This window comes from Pseudarthrobacter arbutini (assembly GCF_054510915.1).
In genome coordinates this window covers 227,302-246,327 of the sequence record NZ_JBTNDQ010000001.1, presented here as the reverse complement: position 1 = coordinate 246,327, position 19,026 = coordinate 227,302, and the positions used below count along the sequence as shown (strand labels likewise).

Here is a 19,026-nt window from a genome sequence, read left to right as displayed (position 1 = left end):
GATATTCCCCCCGGAGTCAGGCGTGGACACGATGTCGCTCTACGCCGACGCCGGCCCGGCAGCGGGTGTGCGCATTAATGAGAGCGATGAGTTCGCCCGCAACCCGAAGCGCACGGAAGATAAACTCCATCTCGTTGGCTCAAGCCCACGCGAGGTGCACTTTGACGACGTTATGTCCCGGCACTCGATCAGGGTGCGTTCGGGGGAGCAGCTCTCGTTGGGCACGTACTTTAACGCCTTCCCGGCAGGATATTGGCGGCGGTGGACCGAGGTCCGTGAGGTGCGGCTCGTCGTAGAGACCCGCGGCCACGGGACCATCTCCGTCTACAAGTCCAATGCCCGGGGGACCATTCAGCGTGTTGACGGATCGAGGGTCGAAGGGGAATCTTCTACCGAGTTCCTGCTGTCGCTGAAGCCATTCGGGGATGGCGGCTGGTATTGGTTTGACCTGGCCTCAAGCCAGGAGGATCTGGTGCTGGACCGTGCGCGCTGGGAGGGCCCGCAAACCGCGGGACCGGCCCGAAGCGTGACAATTCAGGTTACGACGATGAACAAGCCGGACTTTTGCCTTGCAAATGCCCGGATCCTCGCGGATCATCCTGAAGCTCTGGACCTGGCGCATGAAGTACTGATCGTCGACCAGGGAACGAACAAGGTCGCTGATCAACCGGGATTCGAAGAATTGGCCAGTCGGCTCGGCGAGAAGCTGCGCATCATTGAGCAGGCCAACCTGGGCGGCTCCGGCGGATTCGCACGCGGAATGTACGAGGCCGTAGAGAACGGCAGCGACTACGTCCTGTTGCTGGACGATGATGTCGTCCTTGAGCCGGAGAGCATCGCACGGCTGATGTCATTTGCAGCCCACTGCAAGACGCCAACGATTGTTGGCGGGCACATGTTCGACCTCTACAGCCGTAGCACTTTGTATTCGATGGGTGAGATCATCGATGCCCACCGCATTTCGCCTGATCAGCCCCACCAGGAAATGCAGATGCGCCACGATTTCAGCGTGTCGAACCTTCGGCAGACACCGTGGATGCATCGCCGTTTTGATGTTGATTACAACGGGTGGTGGATGTGCCTGGTCCCGACGTCAGTCATCAGGGAAATCGGGCTGCCGCTTCCGCTGTTCCTCAAGTGGGACGATTCGGAATATGGCCTTCGCGCCAGGGCGGCAGGTATCCGCACGGTGTCCCTCCCGGGGGCCGCTTTGTGGCATATTTCGTGGATTGACAAGGACGACCTCGTCGGGTGGCAGGCGTATTTCCATAGCCGCAACAGGCTGATCACGGCGCTCTTACACAGCCCGCACGCCAAAGGTGGCGGCGTAATCCGTGAGTCCCTGCAATCCGACATCAAGCACCTTGTCTCCATGCAGTACTTCACCGAAGAAAGCCGCCTGAAGGCGATGGCGGACTTGTTCGAGGGGCCGGGGCATCTTCACCCGTCGCTGGCGACCAAACTGCCCGAGATCATTCGCATGCAGGCCGAATACTCCGACGCCCAGATGCGGGAGGACCTTGACGATTTCCCGGCGCCGTCATTGGGTGGCGGCCCGTCCACCGCGTCCCGGATAGGGATGCCCCACAAGAAGGACATGGTCAAGTGGGGCCTGACAACGGTGGCACGCCAACTGGTTAGCCGGCCGTCCGAAGAAGCCCTGGCAAGGCCGCAAAGCCACCTAGCCCATGTGGACAATCGCTGGTTCCGCCTGGCTCACTACGATTCCGTTGTGGTCTCCAATGCGGAGGGGACTGCGGCCTCATGGTACAAACGGGACCCGCGGAAGATGAGGGCCATGCTCGCGCGGGCCGGGAGCCAGCACGCGCGCTTGTATAAGTCGTGGGAGTCATTGGCGGAGGCGTACCGCTCAGCACTACCGGAGTTGGTTTCCATGGAAGCCTGGCGGAAGACCTTCGGCCTGGACCGCTGAGCCCAGGCAGATTGCATGAATGCGGCGCCCCCACTGTTGTGGGGGCGCCGCTCGTCTTAACTTTCGGAAGTAGTCCGGCCGCTGAGAGCAGGGGTCAGGCGAGTTGTCAGCAGACGGTAGAGGCAAACGCCAGCAACGGAGAGGACCACAATGTAAGCGACCGTTAGACCTTGCCAGGAAAATGGTGGTTGCCACTCTGGATCGAACATTTCGCTCCAGTTGACGTAGATGCCCCGAATGCCAACCGTGTAGCGCCGGAGGCCTTCAAGGAAAACGTAGACGTGGGCAAGTATCGCTAGGATGATGCCCCACCGGATTGCTGACTTCCGCCAAGGAGTTAGCCTGAAAGGACGGAATCTGATAGTTACACCTGCGGCCAGAAGCATCGTCACGACCATCGCCAATGTGTATCGTCCCTGCCAGATCCATCCAAGAGTGTCACTGGAACTTGCTTGCAGCACTGTCGGGACCGCTATGACAGCGAGTGTCATCAGCAACATTGCCCATCGTCCTCGAACAGGGCGTGCCGTAAACGCCAGGAAGAGCATGACGCCGAACCCAAGCACCCATGCGTAAAGTGCTCCCGGGGGCGGCATGGTGTCGAGCCAACCGAGCACTCCAACATACTCGACCATAAAAATTATCGATTTGTCGAGCATCGCCACTGCTGCCTGGTCCCCTGGTATTGGCGGGCCGGCCAGCAGGCTGTCGAAGCTCTTGGCCGAAACGACCCACCATAACGCGAAGACACACGAAAGGAAGACTGCACTCAGGGCTGCTAAGAACCGCCGTTCCTTGAGGGCCCGGATAAGAGCAGGAAATCCGTAGCAGAGAACTGCAGCCAGGGCCGCTATCGCCAACCATAGAAGGGCAAGGGGCCTCGTATTGGCGAGCAGGACTCCGGACACGGCCCCGGTGACTACATTGAGCGTGCGAATCCGCATCCTGCTGGCTGACTGCTCGAATACGGCGCAGAGGTTCATGAACAGCGCTGCCGTGGCGGCTATTTCGAGTGAGTTCGGATTTACTGAGCCCGCCAAGAATAAGACTGCAGGGGTCAGTGCTATGGCTCCTGCCACGACTGGCATATGGAATCTGCGCAGCGAGGAAGCTGCACTGAATACGGATGCCAGAAAGAAAGCTGTTACCCACGTGCTGATAAGTCGCATCGCGTACAGTGCTGGCTCTCCGCTTAGTCCGCGGCTGCCGATTCCTACAATCCCGTAGTAAACGGGGTTGTAGTTGCCTGCAGAAGTCTTCGCCGTTGTCCATCCGCGGTCTGCCGCATTGATGGGTTTGGAACAGGCAGGAGTGATATCCGAATGTTGGGCGAAACAACTGTACTCGTGCAGATGTGCAATATATCCCGGGACCTGGACCGTCAAAGGTTCCCCTTGAACGCCAGAGTTGGTTCCGCTGAGTTGACCTCTGGCCACTGCGGCGGCCTTAACGGTATGGGCAGGCTCATCCGGTATGGACATGAGCGGCGATGCAAAACTCCAGATGGTCCCGGCTACGCCAATCAGAAGCCAGGCAATGAGAAGGACACGTAGCTGACTGGGGCGTCCACCGAATGACCGGAGGCTGGACGTTGGCCGAAGAAGTAGAGAGGTTCGCATGGTACTTTTAACCATACTTGGAGGTCGGCTGTTGATTGTCGGGATTCTCCGTTTCATCCGGGAGAGGACCACCACACAATGCCCAGTTCACCGTTGCGTGAGTCGGAACCGCGCGAGCAGGAGGCGCCAGATCCTCGTTCAGCCCGGGGCATGTTACGCAGGCTCGCCAACGCCTCGCTCGTCAGATTCCTCTTCGTCGGCGGCCTCTCGTTTGCCCTTGATTTGGGCCTTCTGGTCTTTCTCCATGAGGTCCTTGGAGTTGAGCTCTGGATTGCAACGCCGGCCGCTTTCTTGGTCAGCCTTGTGTTCAATTTCCTGCTTCAGCGAATATTTACCTTTCAGGCGACCAACCATCGCGGCGTAAGTGCCCTGAAATACATCCTCCTGGTGGTCGTGAACATCCTGGTAAGCGACCTCATCGTGACGGGCTTCGACGCTCTGGGCTGGTCGTACATGTTCGGCAAGGCCACTTCAACCATTCTGACAACAGTTTGGAATTACTTTCTGTACCGTCACTGGATTTTCAAGAGCACCGAAAGCGCGGAAAAGGTCGGGAGCTAACCTCTCCTCGACGGCGAGCGCGCGGTCCCCCAAAGGGGGTGACGCCCGGCAGGCGTCGAACAGTGCCATTGTGACGGCGCGCCAGGCGTCCATCGCTCGTTGCAACTGATTCGGCCATGAAACGACCGCTGAATTCCGTGCAGCACGAAACGCTCGGTTTTCGATTAGCTCTGACGATTTCCAGGTCCAGACTCTCCCGCGGATGTCATCCGGACGGTGTGATCCGCAGCTGCTGAAACGTCTGCTCGGACAGAGCCACGCCGCTGCGGCGAACTTTCATACGGCTTCACCTGTGGCGTGCGGCGCGTTGCGAACTCTCGGACCCCGATATCTGCAATTGCGTGGGCCTGGCGGGCCCTGAAGAGTGCATTATGAGCGGTGCAGTCCGGGGACAAGTGTTTAAGTCAGGTGCTCAACCACCATAAGCCCAAAAATTCAAGAAGGCTGCTTAGTCAGTGTCCGGGTTCAATTATTTGGCAGGCCGCTGGGTAATTTTGCACTTACTTCCGAAACGGAGGGCTGCCTATCTGTCTGACGGCCCCTAATGGCGCCTCTTGTGTCCTTCCGGGCACCCTTTGAATTGACCCGTTTGACGAGGCTCTGCCCGGGGTAGAGGTACCGGAAGAGGATCTCCATGCCCGCGGCTGACGCGCCTAGGTACAGCACGGTCAACAACAACCAGCCGAACGGCGGCTGCCAGTCGGGGGACGAGAACAGGGTCTGCCAGTTTGCCAGCTCACTGATTCCTACAACATAGCGCCGAAGGACATACACGAATGCCAACGTGTGGCATGCACCTACAAGCCAGAAAATGATCCTCGCTGCTTTGACGGCCATGCCTTTGTTTGCGAAACGCAGCCGCCTTAGCCCAAGCCCGACCGTGATGAACAGGACGACCACCAAGGGGAGAGTGTATCGGCCCTGCCAGATGAACCCCATGGAGCGCCACAAGACAGTTTGAAGAAGCGCCGGCACAACATACAGCATGGCCAGGGACACCCAGTATCCCGTCCAGCTCCGCAGCGGCCGGATGCAGAAAGGGGCAACGAGCGCCGCTATCATCAGGGCGCTCCACACGAGCATCACGAGTTCCGGGACGGGCGTATCCAGCCAGCCCATGACCCCGATGTACTGGGGGAAGAAGTCGTACGTCCGGTCCAACATGATCAAGAATCCCCGGTAGAGCGGGGCATCAGGGTGCGGACTGGCGATGCCGTCGGGAGCCACGCCCACATTTGCCGGGCCATTGGAGGCGATCCAGGTCCAGAGGAGGCCCAAAAGCGTTCCCGGTACGGTAAGCCCGACGGCAATGAGGACACGCTTGTCTGCGAATACCTGGAGGGTGCGACGGAGTTTGAACGAGCAGACTCCAGCCACGAGTGCGCATAGGAGCCACACCAGGGAGATCTGGCGCGCATTGGCCAAAACCACAGTGGACGCGGCAACTGTCGCCAGAGCTGGAATAACGAGCTTGGTATTCCGCCAGTTGTCCAGCACCACTACAAACCCGGAGAAAGCAGCCATGGTGGCGGCAATCTCCATTGAATTCGGGTTGATGCCGCCACCAAGGAACAGGACCATGGGCGTCATGGCGATCGCAGCCAACAGCACGGCAAACTGGGGCCGTCGCAGCTCTGTCAGGGCCGTGAATCCCGCAGCAAAGAAAACGGCGCAGAACAGGGCGCTGATCAGCCTCATTGCGTAGATTGCTGGCGCGCCGGACATAATCAGGGTGGGAAGCCCCACCAGCCAGTAGTACATGGGGTTGTAGGACGCGGCCGAGGTAACGCCGATGTTCGTGTAGGTGTCGTCTGCGTAGACCAGCGGAGCGCAATCTGCCGCCTGCCCGCGATTGAATTTGTAGCACCCCTGACCATGGAGGTTGGCGATATAGTCTGGAACCTTGACGTGGACACCGTGGCCGAAGGAAGTTCCTTCCTCAACCAGAACCTGGCCACGCACAACTGCGGCAGCCTTGATAGTGTGCGCCGGCTCATCAGGGAAGCCCATCAGAGGCGTCGCAGCGGACCACAAGCCTAAGAGCACGGCGAACAATCCGGTCAGAACGGCGAACGTCCGCAGTGGTCTTGGAATTGATCGGCCCTTTGTGGGCCGACTGCTGATGCTCATCGCGCGTCTCCGATTGTGCGTACGAGCGCCAGGCCCTCACTGATGGCCTTCTTGCTCGGTGACATAACAAAGGAATAAGAATTGGCGTCCTTTTGAGCCTTCTCGCCGAGAAGCGCCTCGCCAAAGGACCGGGTGAGGCGGTTGAGGGGTTCCTCGACGTACTGCTGGCAGACATTGACGTAGATCACGGTCGCCAATCCATAGCCTGCGCGGTCGTCCAGGGCTTGGACAACAGAGCGCGGCGTCGTCGTTACCTGGCCTGCGGCGACTGCATTCACCACTGACGCTGCGTCCATCTTCCGTGCCTGCCCGTCAAACACCAGTTGAGTGGCGACGAAGCGGTTACCGATGATGCCTCCATCAAGTACCGCCAGGCCGCCGTCAGTGTCGTCCAGCTTGTTTGCGAGGTCTCGTGGCTGCGAACCGGTGAGTCCCTTCACATCCTTTGGCCAGCGGTCCGGCTGGAGAGGATTCCAAGACACTCCGGGTGAGTTAGCCAGATAGGTGTTGACAGCGCGAGTTGTTTCCGAGGGGCCCTCTTCGGCCATTACTTTGATCTCGACGTCTGGCAGGGGCTGTTCAGCGTTCAATGCAGCGATCTTCGGATCGTTCCAGCGTTCTACGTCTCCCCGCAGAATCGCTGCCAGCGTTGGGGCATCCAGCACAAGGTCGTTGATTCCGTCAACTTTGATGGCGACTCCGACCGGCAGGACACCGGCTGCGATGGAAAGTGCACCCGCCGAAGTGCAAAGTCCGGAAATCGCCGCTTTTTCGGCGTCGGACAGAGAGCTTCCGCTCGCCGTAAAATGGGCCTGGCCATCACCGAAGGCCTTCAATCCAGCGCCGGCACCATCGGGGGAGTAGCTGACAGACGCGCCTTTGACCTGGCTGCTCCACGAGACACTCCAGGCGCTGACGGCACCTTGCGCAGATTGGCCACCGATGCCGGTGAGGGCGCCTTGAACCATGCCTTCAGGAGAATGCGAGCACGCTGACAGGGAGAGCATCCCTGTCAAGGTGGCCGCAATGCAGAGCCTGACACTTCGCCTAGAAACAGAAATCACCACTCCAGCCTAGTGGCACAGTGCCGCAACGGCTGACACGTGGCACGCAGCCGTAGCGCGTCCTACTCCAGTTATCCGCACGAGGTAATCCGGTAAAGCTTGGCATCGGGTCCTTCCGAATCCAACAATTCGAAGCCGGCGGCATTGCCAATGTCGGTAACACCGGGGAAATCATTGGATCCGGCCAGATCAAGCATGTAAGCGCTACCGAAGTCCAAAACGAACTCCACCTTCGTGTGACGGAGGGCATCGCACACTTCAGGATCAGCGGGCTCAAACTTCAGCCGTTCGTCGATGAGCTCACGAATTGGGTCGATGCCGGCGAAAAGGTGTGGCGTCAACACTCGACGCCCGGCATAGGCGTAAGCTAGCGAACTCCCGTTCCACGGGTTGTCAGCAATGACGGAGTCAGGCGGAACGTGATCAGCAACACGCGCGAGCAGAGCGCGCTCGTCCTGGGTCAGCATTTCCGATTGCGCGTCGAACCGATAAACCGTCGAGGCCCCGGAAACATAGTGCGATGTAGGGCCCACGAAAGTGGCGAGAACCGTCACCACCAGGACGACTGATGCCGCTGCCACGAGTTGACCTCGTCCACGGACGATGGCAAGGCGTTGTTCAAGTGCGGAAGTGGTCCGGGTGGCCGCCCGGGACCTGCGCCATAGATCCCAAAGGTGAAGCCCGCCCACCACCGCAATTGGGGTGGTGAACAAGGGCAGCAGGGCCGCCAACCGATAAGTGTCTTGGTACCACGTGCCGACGATGGCGTCCCGAATGAAGCCTGTGGGGGCCGCTGCGGCGACTATGTACAGTGCAGCAACGGCACCATAGCAAGCGGCAAGCAAAAGGTGTTTGCGGTAGCGGACCACAACATATAGGCCGCTGACGGATAGAACAGACACGACGACGGCGGGAATCGCCAGCTGCATCGGGCTTACGGTCAGGATTTCCCCTATGGCCGCGCCGGGCTTCACTGTTGGTCCCCAATTGTCGTAGGGTGCCGGCCGAAGTTTCAGCCAGGAAACGGCTGCCAGGCCGAGCACGAAGACCGTGGTCAGCGCGAACAGGCCCTGCCGGAGGTTCGGCGTCCGCCAAGGGGCCAGGCGCCGTGCCCGTTGCCACCACAGGAAGAGCAGGACGGGGGTGGAGATGGCAAGAAGGGTATTGATGGAACTCGTGTGGGCAAATGCAAGTCCTCCTATCGCGAGGGCGAGTGAGGCGGCTCCGGCGCCCCGGCTTCCACCGTGGCTCCGGCCCACACCGCATAGAGCGAACACTGCCGTCATTGCGGCAGGCAACATGCTGACCGCCAACGCGTATGGAAACAGAGGGCCCCAGACAATCATCAGGTAGGGGAACGCCACCTGGGCGCTGGCGACGATTGACGCCAGGATTAGTGCTGCCGGGCGCCGGGAAATGACAGACCCGACGAGAAACAGGCACGACGCGGGCCAAATGACTGCAGCGGTAACCAGATTCAGGGCATTCTGTGCAGTCGGGATGTCAATGCCTGTTAACTGCACAAGAAGGGCTGCGATGGAATGCCAGGCCGCGGGGTATACAGCATCCAGACCAGAAACTCCCTGGAGCGACGCCAGCGTCAAGGACGAAGCGTTCCCGGAATCAAGGATGAAACGGACCGCGTTGAGGTGGAACACGTTGTCGAATACCTGGGCCGGGTTGACCGGGGAACCAACCAACTGCGTGAACCGCCACGTAACACAGGCCACTGCGATGATCACGGCAAGGTACGGCAGCAACCCCCGCCATGAAACCTTTGCCACCGGCCACTCGACTCCGCGTGTCAGGAGGAGGGCTAATCCGGCCAGCACCGCGCAAATGGCGAGGTACGGAAAGATGTTCCAAGGCACGCCCAGGACGTGCGCAATCGTTCCGGCGAGGCCGGCGGCTGCCGTCGAGTGCAGCGGCGCCATGCCAATCACAGGACCCAGCCTGAATTTCAGGCACGCGGCTATGGCCGCACCGGGCACATACATCAACAGCACAGCCAGTAGGACAACCGGCAGGAAGCCGAGCCACGTCATGAAGCCGCCTGCTTCGACGCGGTGTTTGTGTCGGGGTCCTTGAGTAGGCGCAGGACGACCAGCATCTGGATAGCGGTGACAACGATTTCACCAAGGGCGAGTCCGAGGGCGCCGCCTGGGCCGCCCATCAAGTCGGCCAGAACGATCATGGCAGGGACGCCCACTACGGCACCGGCAATAGTGCTGGTCAGTACCGTCCGCATGCGTTTTGCAGGGACCAGCCAGTGCGCACCAGTCGAACTGGTTACACAGACCAAGAGAAATGACAGCCCGAACCAGAAGCAGGTCCAGAAATCTGCGGCCAGCGCCTCACTAAAAAGCAGCGCCGTTGCCCAAGGACCGGCAACAGCGAGCAACAGCCAGCCCACCAGTCCAAGCCCGGACAGGGCAACCAGCGAGTATTTCCGGCGGCGGGCATGGTCGCCTGCAAAGTCACTGACCCAGCCCTGCAGGCTGTTTCCAAGCGCTGCCGTGGCCAGCAGCCCAATTCGGTATAGCTTTTCTGCCGAGACAAACGCTGCCAACCCGCCGGATGCAGCCATGAACTGGACGATGATGATAGGCGTTGAAGCATAGGATCCAGCCGCCAGAGTGATGCCTGCGCCGGCACGAAGAGCCCAAATCTCGCGGATAATCCGGCCGAAGGAAAGGTCCTGGAAATCGCCTTTGTGTGCATGATGCGCATTGAAGAGCAACGTCCCGGCAAGACCCAACACCAACAAAGCTGCTGGGTAGATGATTGTCTGTCCGGTGGTCAAGAGAATGGGGATTACACCCAAAGTTGCGACCATTCGGGGTACGACGTCGTACTTGGCGATCCTGCCGGGGTGGCCGGTCGCGATGCAGTACCAGGCGGGCGTTAAGCCGGAAGCCGCCTGAGCGCAGGCCATGAGGAAGGCCAGCCAGAAGTTTGCAGGATCCCCGGCGAGGCCCAAGGCAACAAACATGAGGGGGATAGTACCGAGGAACATCAGTGAACGTGTTGCAAAACTCACGGCGTAATGACGGCGCCGGACAGTCTCATCCGCAGAGGATGCGACGGCTGCTGGCCCGGTGAGGGACCATCCAAGACCGACGACGATCGCGGCGATGGCCCCGATGGCTTGGCCGAGCGCAAGTGAAGTCCATACCGGCGCCCCGCCGACCCTTGCAACTATCGGAAGCAGGATGAAGGATGCCAGCGAAGATAGGAGCGGTAATCCCGCAAACGCGGCAATCCTCTTGATCATGCTGGGAAAACTCCGGGGTGGGCGCGCTGCATACTACATGTAGTCATATGCGTCCTTGCCGAGTCGGTTATCGATGAAAATGTCGGTCACTTCCTTCCGGAAGCGCTCCCGTTCGGCCTTTATCGCAGAACGGTAGGCATCCTGCTTGCGGATCTCCTCCGAGAGGTTGTCCATCAGCCGGGGAAGCGCGGCGGCAGTAGCCGAAACTTCGTTGTCGTCCGGCATGATTTTGTGCTCCCACGGAATCGGGACGTCAGCGAAGTAAGCTCCCGAGCCGCGTCGCGCGACAACTGCTAAAGCTCCAGACAGTGCCGCTTCGCGGGGCATTCTGTCTTTCCCGGGGTGATGCCCGAGATCCAGATAGACACCGCATGTTTGCAGGGTGCTGACGACTTCTGAGCGCGTCATGCCTTGAATCGGCAACCATTCAATTCCAGGATCGCAAACCTTCCTGACGGCGTCGATGATGTGGGCGCCCTTAGCCGGGTTATAGGTCACCAGCCGCGGGTTGCGTTTTGCTTCATTTGCTGGGCCGAATTCATCCTGGGGAGTGAAATCAGAAAGCAGTGAAGGGACGGTGTTCAGCCGGCTGGCAATAAATGACCACGCATATGAGGACTGCACTAGATGCACGATGTCACGCCGCTGCCGCATTTGAAAGGGGGTGTCCCCGTGCTTCAGCATGCGCAGGAACGGCACCCATGTTTCGCGGATCTTTGTCGGCAGGCCGCCGGTGGTCCGCTGCCAGAGGCGTTCGCCCATGAAAGTCAGCGCATTGTCTATGCTCAGCCACCAAATCATTTTCGTGGCGTGTTTGTACGCGAACACGTCTTCGATGAACGTCTCGGGCACCACTACGATGTTGCCCGCAGTGTCTTCGATCGTGTCGGCTTCCGGCGCGTCATAGATGGAGTACTGGGCGACGCGGGGTGTAGCTGCGGTGGTGTAGTGGGGCACGAGATAGGCGTCCTGCCCCAACTCCCGGAGTGTTGACACCAGCTGATGCAGTGCTTCGGGGCCTCCGGTGCACAAACCGCGGTGGTAGAGGACAAATATCTTGCGTGCGTTGCTCACGGTATTCTCTCGATCTTCGATAGCTGATCTGGCGCGGTTTTAGCGCAAACGGGCGGCAAGGGCGTCATCGATCTTACCCATGCGGCCCGTCCAGGCATCTTTGGCTCCCGCCATGGCCGCGATGAGGTGCTTTCGCCTGTTGGGACCGTATACGAAGCGGACGATATGGCTTTGGACCTCCATGTACAAGCGACGAAGCACCCATGCCGGCTGTTTTCCGGCGAACCTGCGGGCCATGACCAAGGAATTCCGGGTGATGTAGTAAACACGGAACGGAGGGTGGTAGTAAACGTTCAGCTTCTTCTGCCCTACGCGGACCCGCCAGCCAAAGATTTTCATGGGCCTGGCATTACCTAGGCTGTGCTCGAGGTCGCAGCCGCGACCGGAGAGCGAACGGAAGCCGTGGTCGCGAAGCCGGGCGTTGAATTCAGTGTCTACGCAATCGATAAAGAAGTCTTCATCGAAGTAGCCCACGGCATCGAAGACTTCAGAACGGATCATGCTGCCGCTCGTCATGGGGTCGAAAACTTCCGGCTCACGCGTGCCTCCCAGCGTGGGAAGCGGTGCGTGATTGTGGGACTCGGCGCAGACCATGCCCAGAGTGTCAGGGTGATCAGAAGCATGGGCGGTCGCCAAGGCGGCGGTGATGTAATCCCCGGAGAAGCGGGAATCCTGGTCCATCGTGACGATCCACTCGGGATTCCAGCGTTTGCGTGCTTCCTGGATCCCGGTGTTGAGGGCCTTCGCGATACCCGAGTTTGTGTTCAGGCGGACGACGACTGCCCCCAGTTGCTCGAAAGCGGACATCGTGTCGGTGACGTCACGAGGGGAGCCGTCGTCGACGATGACAACCCTGCTCACAAAGCGGAATAGCCACTTGATATTCTCGACGTTTTCCGGACCGGGATTGAACGCGGAGACAACAGCGCAGACCTCCGAGTTTTGCCGGACCTTGTCCGACGATTCGCTGCCCGTCATGCTGCCCTTGCTGCCAGGCGTGCGCGCCGGACCGCTTCGAGGACATTTCGAACAAAAGCCACACGCGCGCGGACGATTTTCGACGCCGAGCGGATTCCCCGCGGCGTGAGATTCTCACCGTGCAGGCGGTGACGAATAGTGTCTGCTTCGAGGTAGGTGATGGAACGGTTAACGTTGCCGACCATGGCGATCCATTGGTCATGTGACTCCGCCATATGCTGCGGGAAAGGCAGGATCTGGCTGAGAATCTTGTTGCGGACAGCCATTGCGCACCCCCAGTGCAGGCGGTATCCGACGACGATTCCGATGAGGTTGCGCACGGAATGTTCGGAGTGCTCAGCCCGGAGGCGGATTTCGTGGAATGTTCCCAGTGGGCCGTCGAAGTGCTCGCAGTTGCTCGCGACCATGTCTTTGCCATCCATGGCAGAGATCATGGCCTCAACGCGGCCTGGGATCCAAACGTCGTCCTGATCGGAGAGGAACACGAACTCCCCGCGGGCTTCGCCTAGCGCCCTTTCGAAGGTACGGACATACCCCGCATTGACGGCTGCCTGGATGATTCGGATGCGGTCATCCTGGATGCCACGCACGATGTCCGCGGTGTGGTCGGTCGATTTGTCGTCCACCACAATCAGTTCGTCGTGGGTATCCAACTCCGAGATGATGGACTTGATCTGTTCTTCGATGTGGGTGGCGCCGTTGTAGGCGGCCAGGCATACGCTCACACGTGGAGTCACGCCGGGGGTGGGGTCCATCAGGATTGCTTTCTGTTTAGGCCCCCGTTATGCGCCGGCGGGGCGGGGCCGGTCCTTCAGCAGTCTAGCAAGGCAGACGAATCGAACTGGACGCGGGGCGGTCAACTATAATCGAGGGGACTCAGCCGCCGAGTGCTTCGGGCGGAAACTACGGAAGGAACCTCAGGTCCATGACCGTTGACGTAATGTTGCCATACTACGGCGATGTCGATCAGATGAAACTCGCCGCGCGCAGCGTGATGAACCAGGAGAACCAGGACTGGCGCCTCGTCGTCATTGATGACGGGTATCCGGATCCGGAACCCGAGCGGTGGTTCTCGACCATCACTGACTCGCGCGTGACGTACTTGAAGAATGAGCAGAACCTTGGCGCAAATGGCAACTACCGCAAGGCGCTGACCATGGTCGAGGCCGATTATGTCGTGATCATGGGCGCCGACGATATCATGCTGCCGAACTATCTCGATATTGTGGTGGGTGCATTCTCGGCTTATCCGAACGCCGATGTCGTACAGCCCGGGGTCCAGGTCATTGACGAGAAGGGCATCGCCTGCAATCCTCTCGTGGACGCAGTCAAGAAGCTGTACGCCCCGAAGACAAGCGAACGTATGGAGCTCAAGGGGGAGGCCATGGCCACGAGCCTTGTCCGTGCCGACTGGGCATACTTCCCGTCGCTTGCTTGGCGTTCGGAAACAATGACCCGCATTGGTTTCACTGAAGGCTTGGATGTTGTACAGGATTTGGCTCTGCTGCTGGACATCGCCGCAGAAGGCGGCTCAATGATCATTGATCCGACCCTGTCGTTCCTTTACCGTCGCCACTCGGCCTCAGATTCGTCCGTCCGTGCGATGGACGGTCGACGTTTTGACGAGGAGCGCAATTTCTTTGAACTGCAAGCCAAGCGCTTCAAGGACTTGGGCTGGAACAAGGCCTCCCTGGCGGCCGCGTTCCACACAACGTCACGGCTGAACGCTGGCTCTCTCGTGCTGAAGGCGATTGCCCGTGGAAGGTTTGATTCCCTGCCGCGACTCGCTAAGCACATCGTCAGCTGACCATCGAATAATGAATGAGGCGGCCATCCCGATTGGGTATGGCCGCCTCATTCTTTAGTGCACGTTTTGGAACTTCACTTAGTGGCCGCTCCGTTGGTGCCCTCGGAGGAAGTTGAAGCATCAAGCTGCCGCCGGAGCTCTGTCATGTCCTGTCTTAAGATTGCGACCTCCTCGGCGAGTATGCGGACCTCGTCCTCGGCCTGGGACTGCTCCTGGGAGAGGTGGAGACAGACGCCGACCAAAAGAACCAGCGTCATGATAAAGAGAAGATTCGCGGGAACCTGGATCCCCACTAGCCTGCTTGCGAGCTCCAGCAGCCCTGGGAAGGCGGACAGCAAAAGAGTCCCGAGTCCGATGATGATCCACAGAACTGCGTATTTTTCACGCAGCTTTTGCCGCCGAAGCATCTCAAAAACGAAAAAGAGGATCGCCACGACGACGATGGATCCCATGAGTAGCGACATATCAGGTTCCTAGTTGGACGATGGTTCGGATTTTTTGCGTGTCAAGGCGAAGATCAACGCCAGTCCGGAGCGACCGAGGTAGATCGCAGCCTTCAGTGGATCGTGGCTCGGGGCACCCCCCTGCCTTTCACGCATCGAAACGCCAACTTGATGGACAGTGCATCCCGAGCGGATCGCGACGACCAGGGAGTCAATGGTGTCGCCGAGGTATTCGGCCGGGTAGTGGTCAACGTATTGACGGATCGCCTTAGTGTTCCCGGCGCGAAATCCCGACGTGACATCGGTCAAACGAGTTCCGGCAATTCGTGAAATAGTCCATGCCAGCACGTTCATGGCCCACTTTCGGGGACCCTTGACAACGTACTCACCTTTGTCAGCGAAACGGGCACCGATTGCGATATCAGCGTGGGCCAAACCATCTAGGACCGCTTGTATGTCTCGGGGATCGTGTTGACCGTCAGCATCAACCTGGATAACCCGCTCGTAGCCATGCTTTTTGGCGTACTTGAACCCTGTCCGCATTGCGCCGCCCACTCCCATGTTGAAAGGAAGTTGAATGACGGTGGCCCCGGCTTCGCGGGCCACCATTGCCGTGCTGTCCCGGGAGCCATCATCAACGACGAGGATGTCGCAGGGCGGCCCGAATGTGAAAACCTCCTGGACGGTGTTACCAATGGCTTCGGATTCGTTCCAGGCGGGCATGATCACCAGAGTGTCATGTCTGCGTATTTGCGCAACCATTTTCAAACCCCGCCCTTCAGATACGCGGCCAAGCGCGCGCGGGACATGTCAGGTGCGAAACCGCTCGCTTTGATTTTGTCCAGTGCCAGACTGCTGTTACGGGGACGCGGCGAAGCCGACTTGCCCTCAAAATACACGTCAGTGGACACCCCGGTCACTGATTCCCGCGACGCTCCGGAGAGTTCGTACACATCTGCTGCAATGTCAGCCCAAGACTGCTCGGGACCGTCATTGGTGAGGTTATAGGTGCCGTACGCCGCCCCGGATTCCAACAGATGCCGGATGCCGGCGGCGATGTCGGTTGTGAAGCTCAGCCGGCCGAACTGATCGTCGACAACGGAAGGGTTGATCCCGCGGGCAGCCAACGAAGACATCGTGCGGACGAAGTTGCTGCCATCCCCGATGACCCAACTCGTCCGCACAATGTAGTGCTTCGGTACAACACTGACAACAGCGTCGCCTGCGGCCTTGGTCTGGCCATAAACGCCCAGCGGTGTGGGTGGCTCGTCCTCGCCGTGGGTCTTTTCCGTTCCGTCGAAGACATAGTCCGACGACACCTGAACGAGGGTAAGGTCGTGGTCGACGGCAATTCGCGCCAGTCGCGTCACTGCTGTCACGTTGACACTCCAGGCGGCCGCACGGCCCTCAGGGGTCTCAGCGTTGTCGACTGCAGTGAACGCGGCGGCGTTGATGACCGTCGAATAGTTCTTCCAGTTGACCGTGGCGAAGGAGTCTTCAGCCGTCAGGTCGACTTCTGCGCGACTGGCGAACTCGACTGATGTATCGCCGTCGTACAGGTCCCGGAGGGCCTTGCCGAGCTGGCCGTTAGCACCCAACACAAGAATCTTCTTGGGCGGCATGGGCGTGACATCGTGCAGGCGCGGGTGGGCCTTGTCCTTGTCGGAAAGTTCTGCCTGCCCCAGGGGGATGGGCCATTGGATGCCTGCCGTTTCGTCGGCAAGGTTCAGGAAGGTGTACTGGCCCTGCGCATCGGCGGACCAGTGGTCGTTGACGAGGTATGTGTACGCGGTGTTGTCCTCGAGCGTCTGGAAGGCATTGCCGACCCCGCGGGGAATGAAAATGGCCTGGCTCGGATCGAGCTCCGCGGTGAAGATGGCACCGAACGAGGGGCCTTCGCGCAGGTCCACCCAGGCTCCGAAAATCCTGCCCGTCGCGACCGAGATGAACTTGTCCCAAGGCTCGGCGTGGATTCCCCGGGTGGTGCCGGCCTTCTCATTGAACGAGACATTGTTCTGCACCGGGCGGAAGTCCGGCAGCCCCAAGGCCACCATTTTCTCGCGCTGCCAGTTTTCCTTGAACCAGCCCCGGTTGTCACCGTGGACCGAAAGGTCATAGAGGACGACGCCGGGAATCGGCGTTTCGAAGGCGTTTAGTTTTTTGGCGAACTCGATCGACATCGACTACTGGCCCTGTTCCTTGTATTTGGCTTCGGTCTGGGCCTTCTGCGGCCGCCACCAGTCCTCGTTGTCCCGGTACCAGGCGATGGTGTCCTCGATGCCGGCGTCGAAGTTGGAGAACTGCGGTTCCCAGTCGAGTTCGCCGCGGAGCTTGCTCGAATCGATGGCGTAGCGCAAGTCATGGCCCGCGCGGTCCACGACGTGGTCGTAGGCGTCCGGGGCCTGGCCCATGTGCTTGAGGATGAGTTCCACAACATCTTTGTTGTTCTTTTCCCCATCGGCGCCGATCAGGTACGTTTCGCCGATCCGGCCCTTGGCGATGATGGCCAGCACGGCCGAGGAGTGGTCGTTCGCGTGGATCCAGTCACGGACGTTCTCGCCCTTGCCGTAGAGCTTGGGGCGGATCCCGTCTATCGCGTTGGTGATCTGGCGCGGGATGAATTTCTCCACGTGCTGGTACGGGCCGTAGTTGTTCGAGCAGTTACTGATAGTGGCCTGCAGCCCGAAGGACCGCACCCATGCCCGGACCAGCATGTCCGAACCAGCCTTCGTGGAGGAATACGGGCTGGACGGGTTGTACGGGGTCTGTTCGGTGAAGCGCTCCGGGTCATCAAGCTCCAGGTCGCCGTAGACCTCGTCGGTGGAGATGTGGTGGAAACGCTTGTTGTGCTTCCGGGCCGCCTCGATCAGCGTGTACGTGCCAATGATGTTGGTGTCCAGGAACGGCCTCGGGTCATGCAGCGAATTGTCGTTGTGCGACTCGGCAGCGTAGTGGACCACCACATCGCAGGCCGCAACGAGACCGTCCACCACGGCGGCGTCAACAATGTCACCCTCAACGAACGTGAAGCGGTCCTCCGGGAGTCCCTTCAGAGACTCGATGTTCCCTGCATACGTCAGTTTGTCCAGCACTGTGACGTGATCGTCAGTGTTTTCAAGAACGTAGTGGACAAAATTCGAACCAATGAACCCGGCACCACCGGTAACAAGAAGTCGCTGCATAGTTCCCAAGACTACCGGATTTGCCGCGGCCATTAGCGAAGGGAAAGATGGGGGGCATGCGCGGAATAATACTTGCCGGCGGTACCGGCTCTCGGCTTCACCCCATCACCCTGGGCGTCAGCAAGCAACTCGTTCCTGTCTACGACAAGCCCATGATCTACTACCCGCTTTCGACGTTGATCCTTGCAGGCATTAGGGACATCCTCATCATCACCACTCCTCACGACGCCGAGCAGTTCGAGCGTCTTCTGGGCGATGGCTCCCGTTTTGGCGTCTCCATCAGCTACAAGCAGCAGCCTGCACCGGATGGCCTTGCCCAGGCTTTCGTGCTGGGCAAGGAGCACATCGGCGATGACACCGTGGCCCTGGTGCTAGGTGACAACATCTTCTACGGGCACGGCATGGGCACGCAGCTGCGCCGCTTTGAGAACATCGACGGCGGGGCCGTGTTCGGATATTGGGTCGCGGACCCGAAGGCTTACGGTGTGGTCGAGTTCGACGGCAACGGTAAGGCAATTTCACTCGAGGAAAAGCCGGAAGTGCCCAAAAGCCACTACGCAGTGCCGGGCCTCTACTTCTATGACAACGATGTTGTAGAGATCGCAGAGAACTTGAAGCCTTCTCCCCGTGGCGAGCTTGAGATCACCGACGTGAACCGCACTTATCTCGAGCGCGGCAAGTTGCAGGTTGAAATTCTGCCCCGTGGCACCGCCTGGCTGGATACAGGGACCTTCAATGACCTCAACGACGCGTCGAACTTCGTCCGGACAACGGAGAACCGTCAGGGCCTGAAGATCGGCGCTCCTGAAGAAATCGCCTGGCGTCTCGGGTTCCTGGACGACGACGACCTCCGTCAACGCGCCGAGCCGTTGGTCAAGAGCGGGTACGGGCAGTATCTCCTGAACCTCCTCGAACACGGCCGTTAGGCCGGACTCGTTAAAGCCGGAAGGCGGGACCCGTG

The 19,026-nt window shown here is 59.7% G+C and carries 16 protein-coding genes; 4 read left to right on the top strand and 12 right to left on the bottom strand.

Annotated features, from left to right (window positions below; genetic code table 11):
- Positions 1-31 precede the first annotated feature (31 nt).
- The gene (locus tag ACX80V_RS01170; protein WP_485841761.1) at positions 32-1,933 is read left to right on the top strand and encodes a glycosyltransferase; all 1,902 of its coding nucleotides are present in this window, start codon (positions 32-34) and stop codon (positions 1,931-1,933) included.
- 56 nt (positions 1,934-1,989) lie between these two features.
- On the opposite strand, the gene ACX80V_RS01165 is transcribed toward ACX80V_RS01170, so the two are convergent.
- Complete coding sequence (locus ACX80V_RS01165) at positions 1,990-3,552, bottom strand: DUF2142 domain-containing protein (RefSeq protein ID WP_485841631.1); 1,563 nt, start codon at positions 3,550-3,552, stop codon at positions 1,990-1,992.
- Between the two features lie 78 nt (positions 3,553-3,630).
- On the opposite strand from ACX80V_RS01165, the gene ACX80V_RS01160 reads away from it, so the two are divergent.
- Positions 3,631-4,113, top strand: a complete 483-nt coding sequence (locus tag ACX80V_RS01160; RefSeq protein ID WP_485841630.1) for a GtrA family protein — start codon at positions 3,631-3,633, stop codon at positions 4,111-4,113.
- A gap of 465 nt (positions 4,114-4,578) precedes the next feature.
- Here the strand turns inward: ACX80V_RS01160 and ACX80V_RS01155 are convergent, their stop codons facing one another.
- The 7 genes from ACX80V_RS01155 to ACX80V_RS01125 form a co-directional block, all read right to left on the bottom strand.
- Complete coding sequence (locus tag ACX80V_RS01155; protein WP_485841629.1) at positions 4,579-6,243, bottom strand: DUF2142 domain-containing protein; 1,665 nt, start codon at positions 6,241-6,243, stop codon at positions 4,579-4,581.
- On the bottom strand, positions 6,240-7,250 hold the full coding sequence (locus ACX80V_RS01150; protein ID WP_485841628.1) for a substrate-binding domain-containing protein: 1,011 nt from the start codon (positions 7,248-7,250) through the stop codon (positions 6,240-6,242). Before ACX80V_RS01150 ends, ACX80V_RS01155 begins: the two co-directional genes overlap by 4 nt.
- A 128-nt stretch (positions 7,251-7,378) precedes the next feature.
- A complete protein-coding gene (locus tag ACX80V_RS01145; protein WP_485841760.1) occupies positions 7,379-9,304 on the bottom strand; it encodes a DUF6541 family protein in 1,926 nt (641 codons plus the stop codon).
- A gap of 44 nt (positions 9,305-9,348) precedes the next feature.
- Positions 9,349-10,581, bottom strand: coding sequence for a lipopolysaccharide biosynthesis protein (locus tag ACX80V_RS01140; RefSeq protein WP_058931949.1), 1,233 nt, complete (start codon positions 10,579-10,581; stop codon positions 9,349-9,351).
- 33 nt (positions 10,582-10,614) lie between these two features.
- A complete protein-coding gene (locus tag ACX80V_RS01135; RefSeq protein ID WP_485841627.1) occupies positions 10,615-11,655 on the bottom strand; it encodes a hypothetical protein in 1,041 nt (346 codons plus the stop codon).
- 39 nt (positions 11,656-11,694) lie between these two features.
- Complete coding sequence (locus ACX80V_RS01130; protein ID WP_058931951.1) at positions 11,695-12,633, bottom strand: glycosyltransferase; 939 nt, start codon at positions 12,631-12,633, stop codon at positions 11,695-11,697.
- Positions 12,630-13,388 (bottom strand): glycosyltransferase, encoded by a 759-nt coding sequence (locus ACX80V_RS01125; protein ID WP_485841626.1) that lies wholly within the window; start codon positions 13,386-13,388, stop codon positions 12,630-12,632. Before ACX80V_RS01125 ends, ACX80V_RS01130 begins: the two co-directional genes overlap by 4 nt.
- A gap of 170 nt (positions 13,389-13,558) precedes the next feature.
- Here ACX80V_RS01125 and ACX80V_RS01120 point away from each other — a divergent pair, with 170 nt between their 5' ends.
- Positions 13,559-14,440 (top strand): glycosyltransferase, encoded by an 882-nt coding sequence (locus ACX80V_RS01120; RefSeq protein WP_252614415.1) that lies wholly within the window; start codon positions 13,559-13,561, stop codon positions 14,438-14,440.
- A 74-nt stretch (positions 14,441-14,514) separates the two neighbouring features.
- Here the strand turns inward: ACX80V_RS01120 and ACX80V_RS01115 are convergent, their stop codons facing one another.
- The 4 genes from ACX80V_RS01115 to rfbB are packed head-to-tail and all read right to left on the bottom strand — an operon-like array spanning position 14,515 to position 18,065.
- Positions 14,515-14,904, bottom strand: a complete 390-nt coding sequence (locus ACX80V_RS01115; protein ID WP_058931954.1) for a DUF2304 domain-containing protein — start codon at positions 14,902-14,904, stop codon at positions 14,515-14,517.
- A gap of 9 nt (positions 14,905-14,913) precedes the next feature.
- Entirely contained in the window at positions 14,914-15,645 is a 732-nt protein-coding gene (locus ACX80V_RS01110) for a glycosyltransferase family 2 protein (RefSeq protein WP_256472947.1), read from the bottom strand.
- A 2-nt stretch (positions 15,646-15,647) separates the two neighbouring features.
- Positions 15,648-17,063 carry a sugar nucleotide-binding protein gene (locus ACX80V_RS01105; RefSeq protein WP_485841625.1) on the bottom strand — a complete coding sequence of 472 codons (1,416 nt, stop codon included), beginning with the start codon at positions 17,061-17,063 and terminating at the stop codon, positions 15,648-15,650.
- 3 nt (positions 17,064-17,066) lie between these two features.
- On the bottom strand, positions 17,067-18,065 hold the full coding sequence (gene rfbB / locus ACX80V_RS01100) for a dTDP-glucose 4,6-dehydratase (RefSeq protein WP_058931957.1): 999 nt from the start codon (positions 18,063-18,065) through the stop codon (positions 17,067-17,069).
- Positions 18,066-18,121: 56 nt separating this feature from the next.
- Here rfbB and rfbA point away from each other — a divergent pair, with 56 nt between their 5' ends.
- The gene (gene rfbA / locus ACX80V_RS01095) at positions 18,122-18,991 is read left to right on the top strand and encodes a glucose-1-phosphate thymidylyltransferase RfbA (protein ID WP_485841624.1); all 870 of its coding nucleotides are present in this window, start codon (positions 18,122-18,124) and stop codon (positions 18,989-18,991) included.
- Positions 18,992-19,026: the final 35 nt, after the last annotated feature.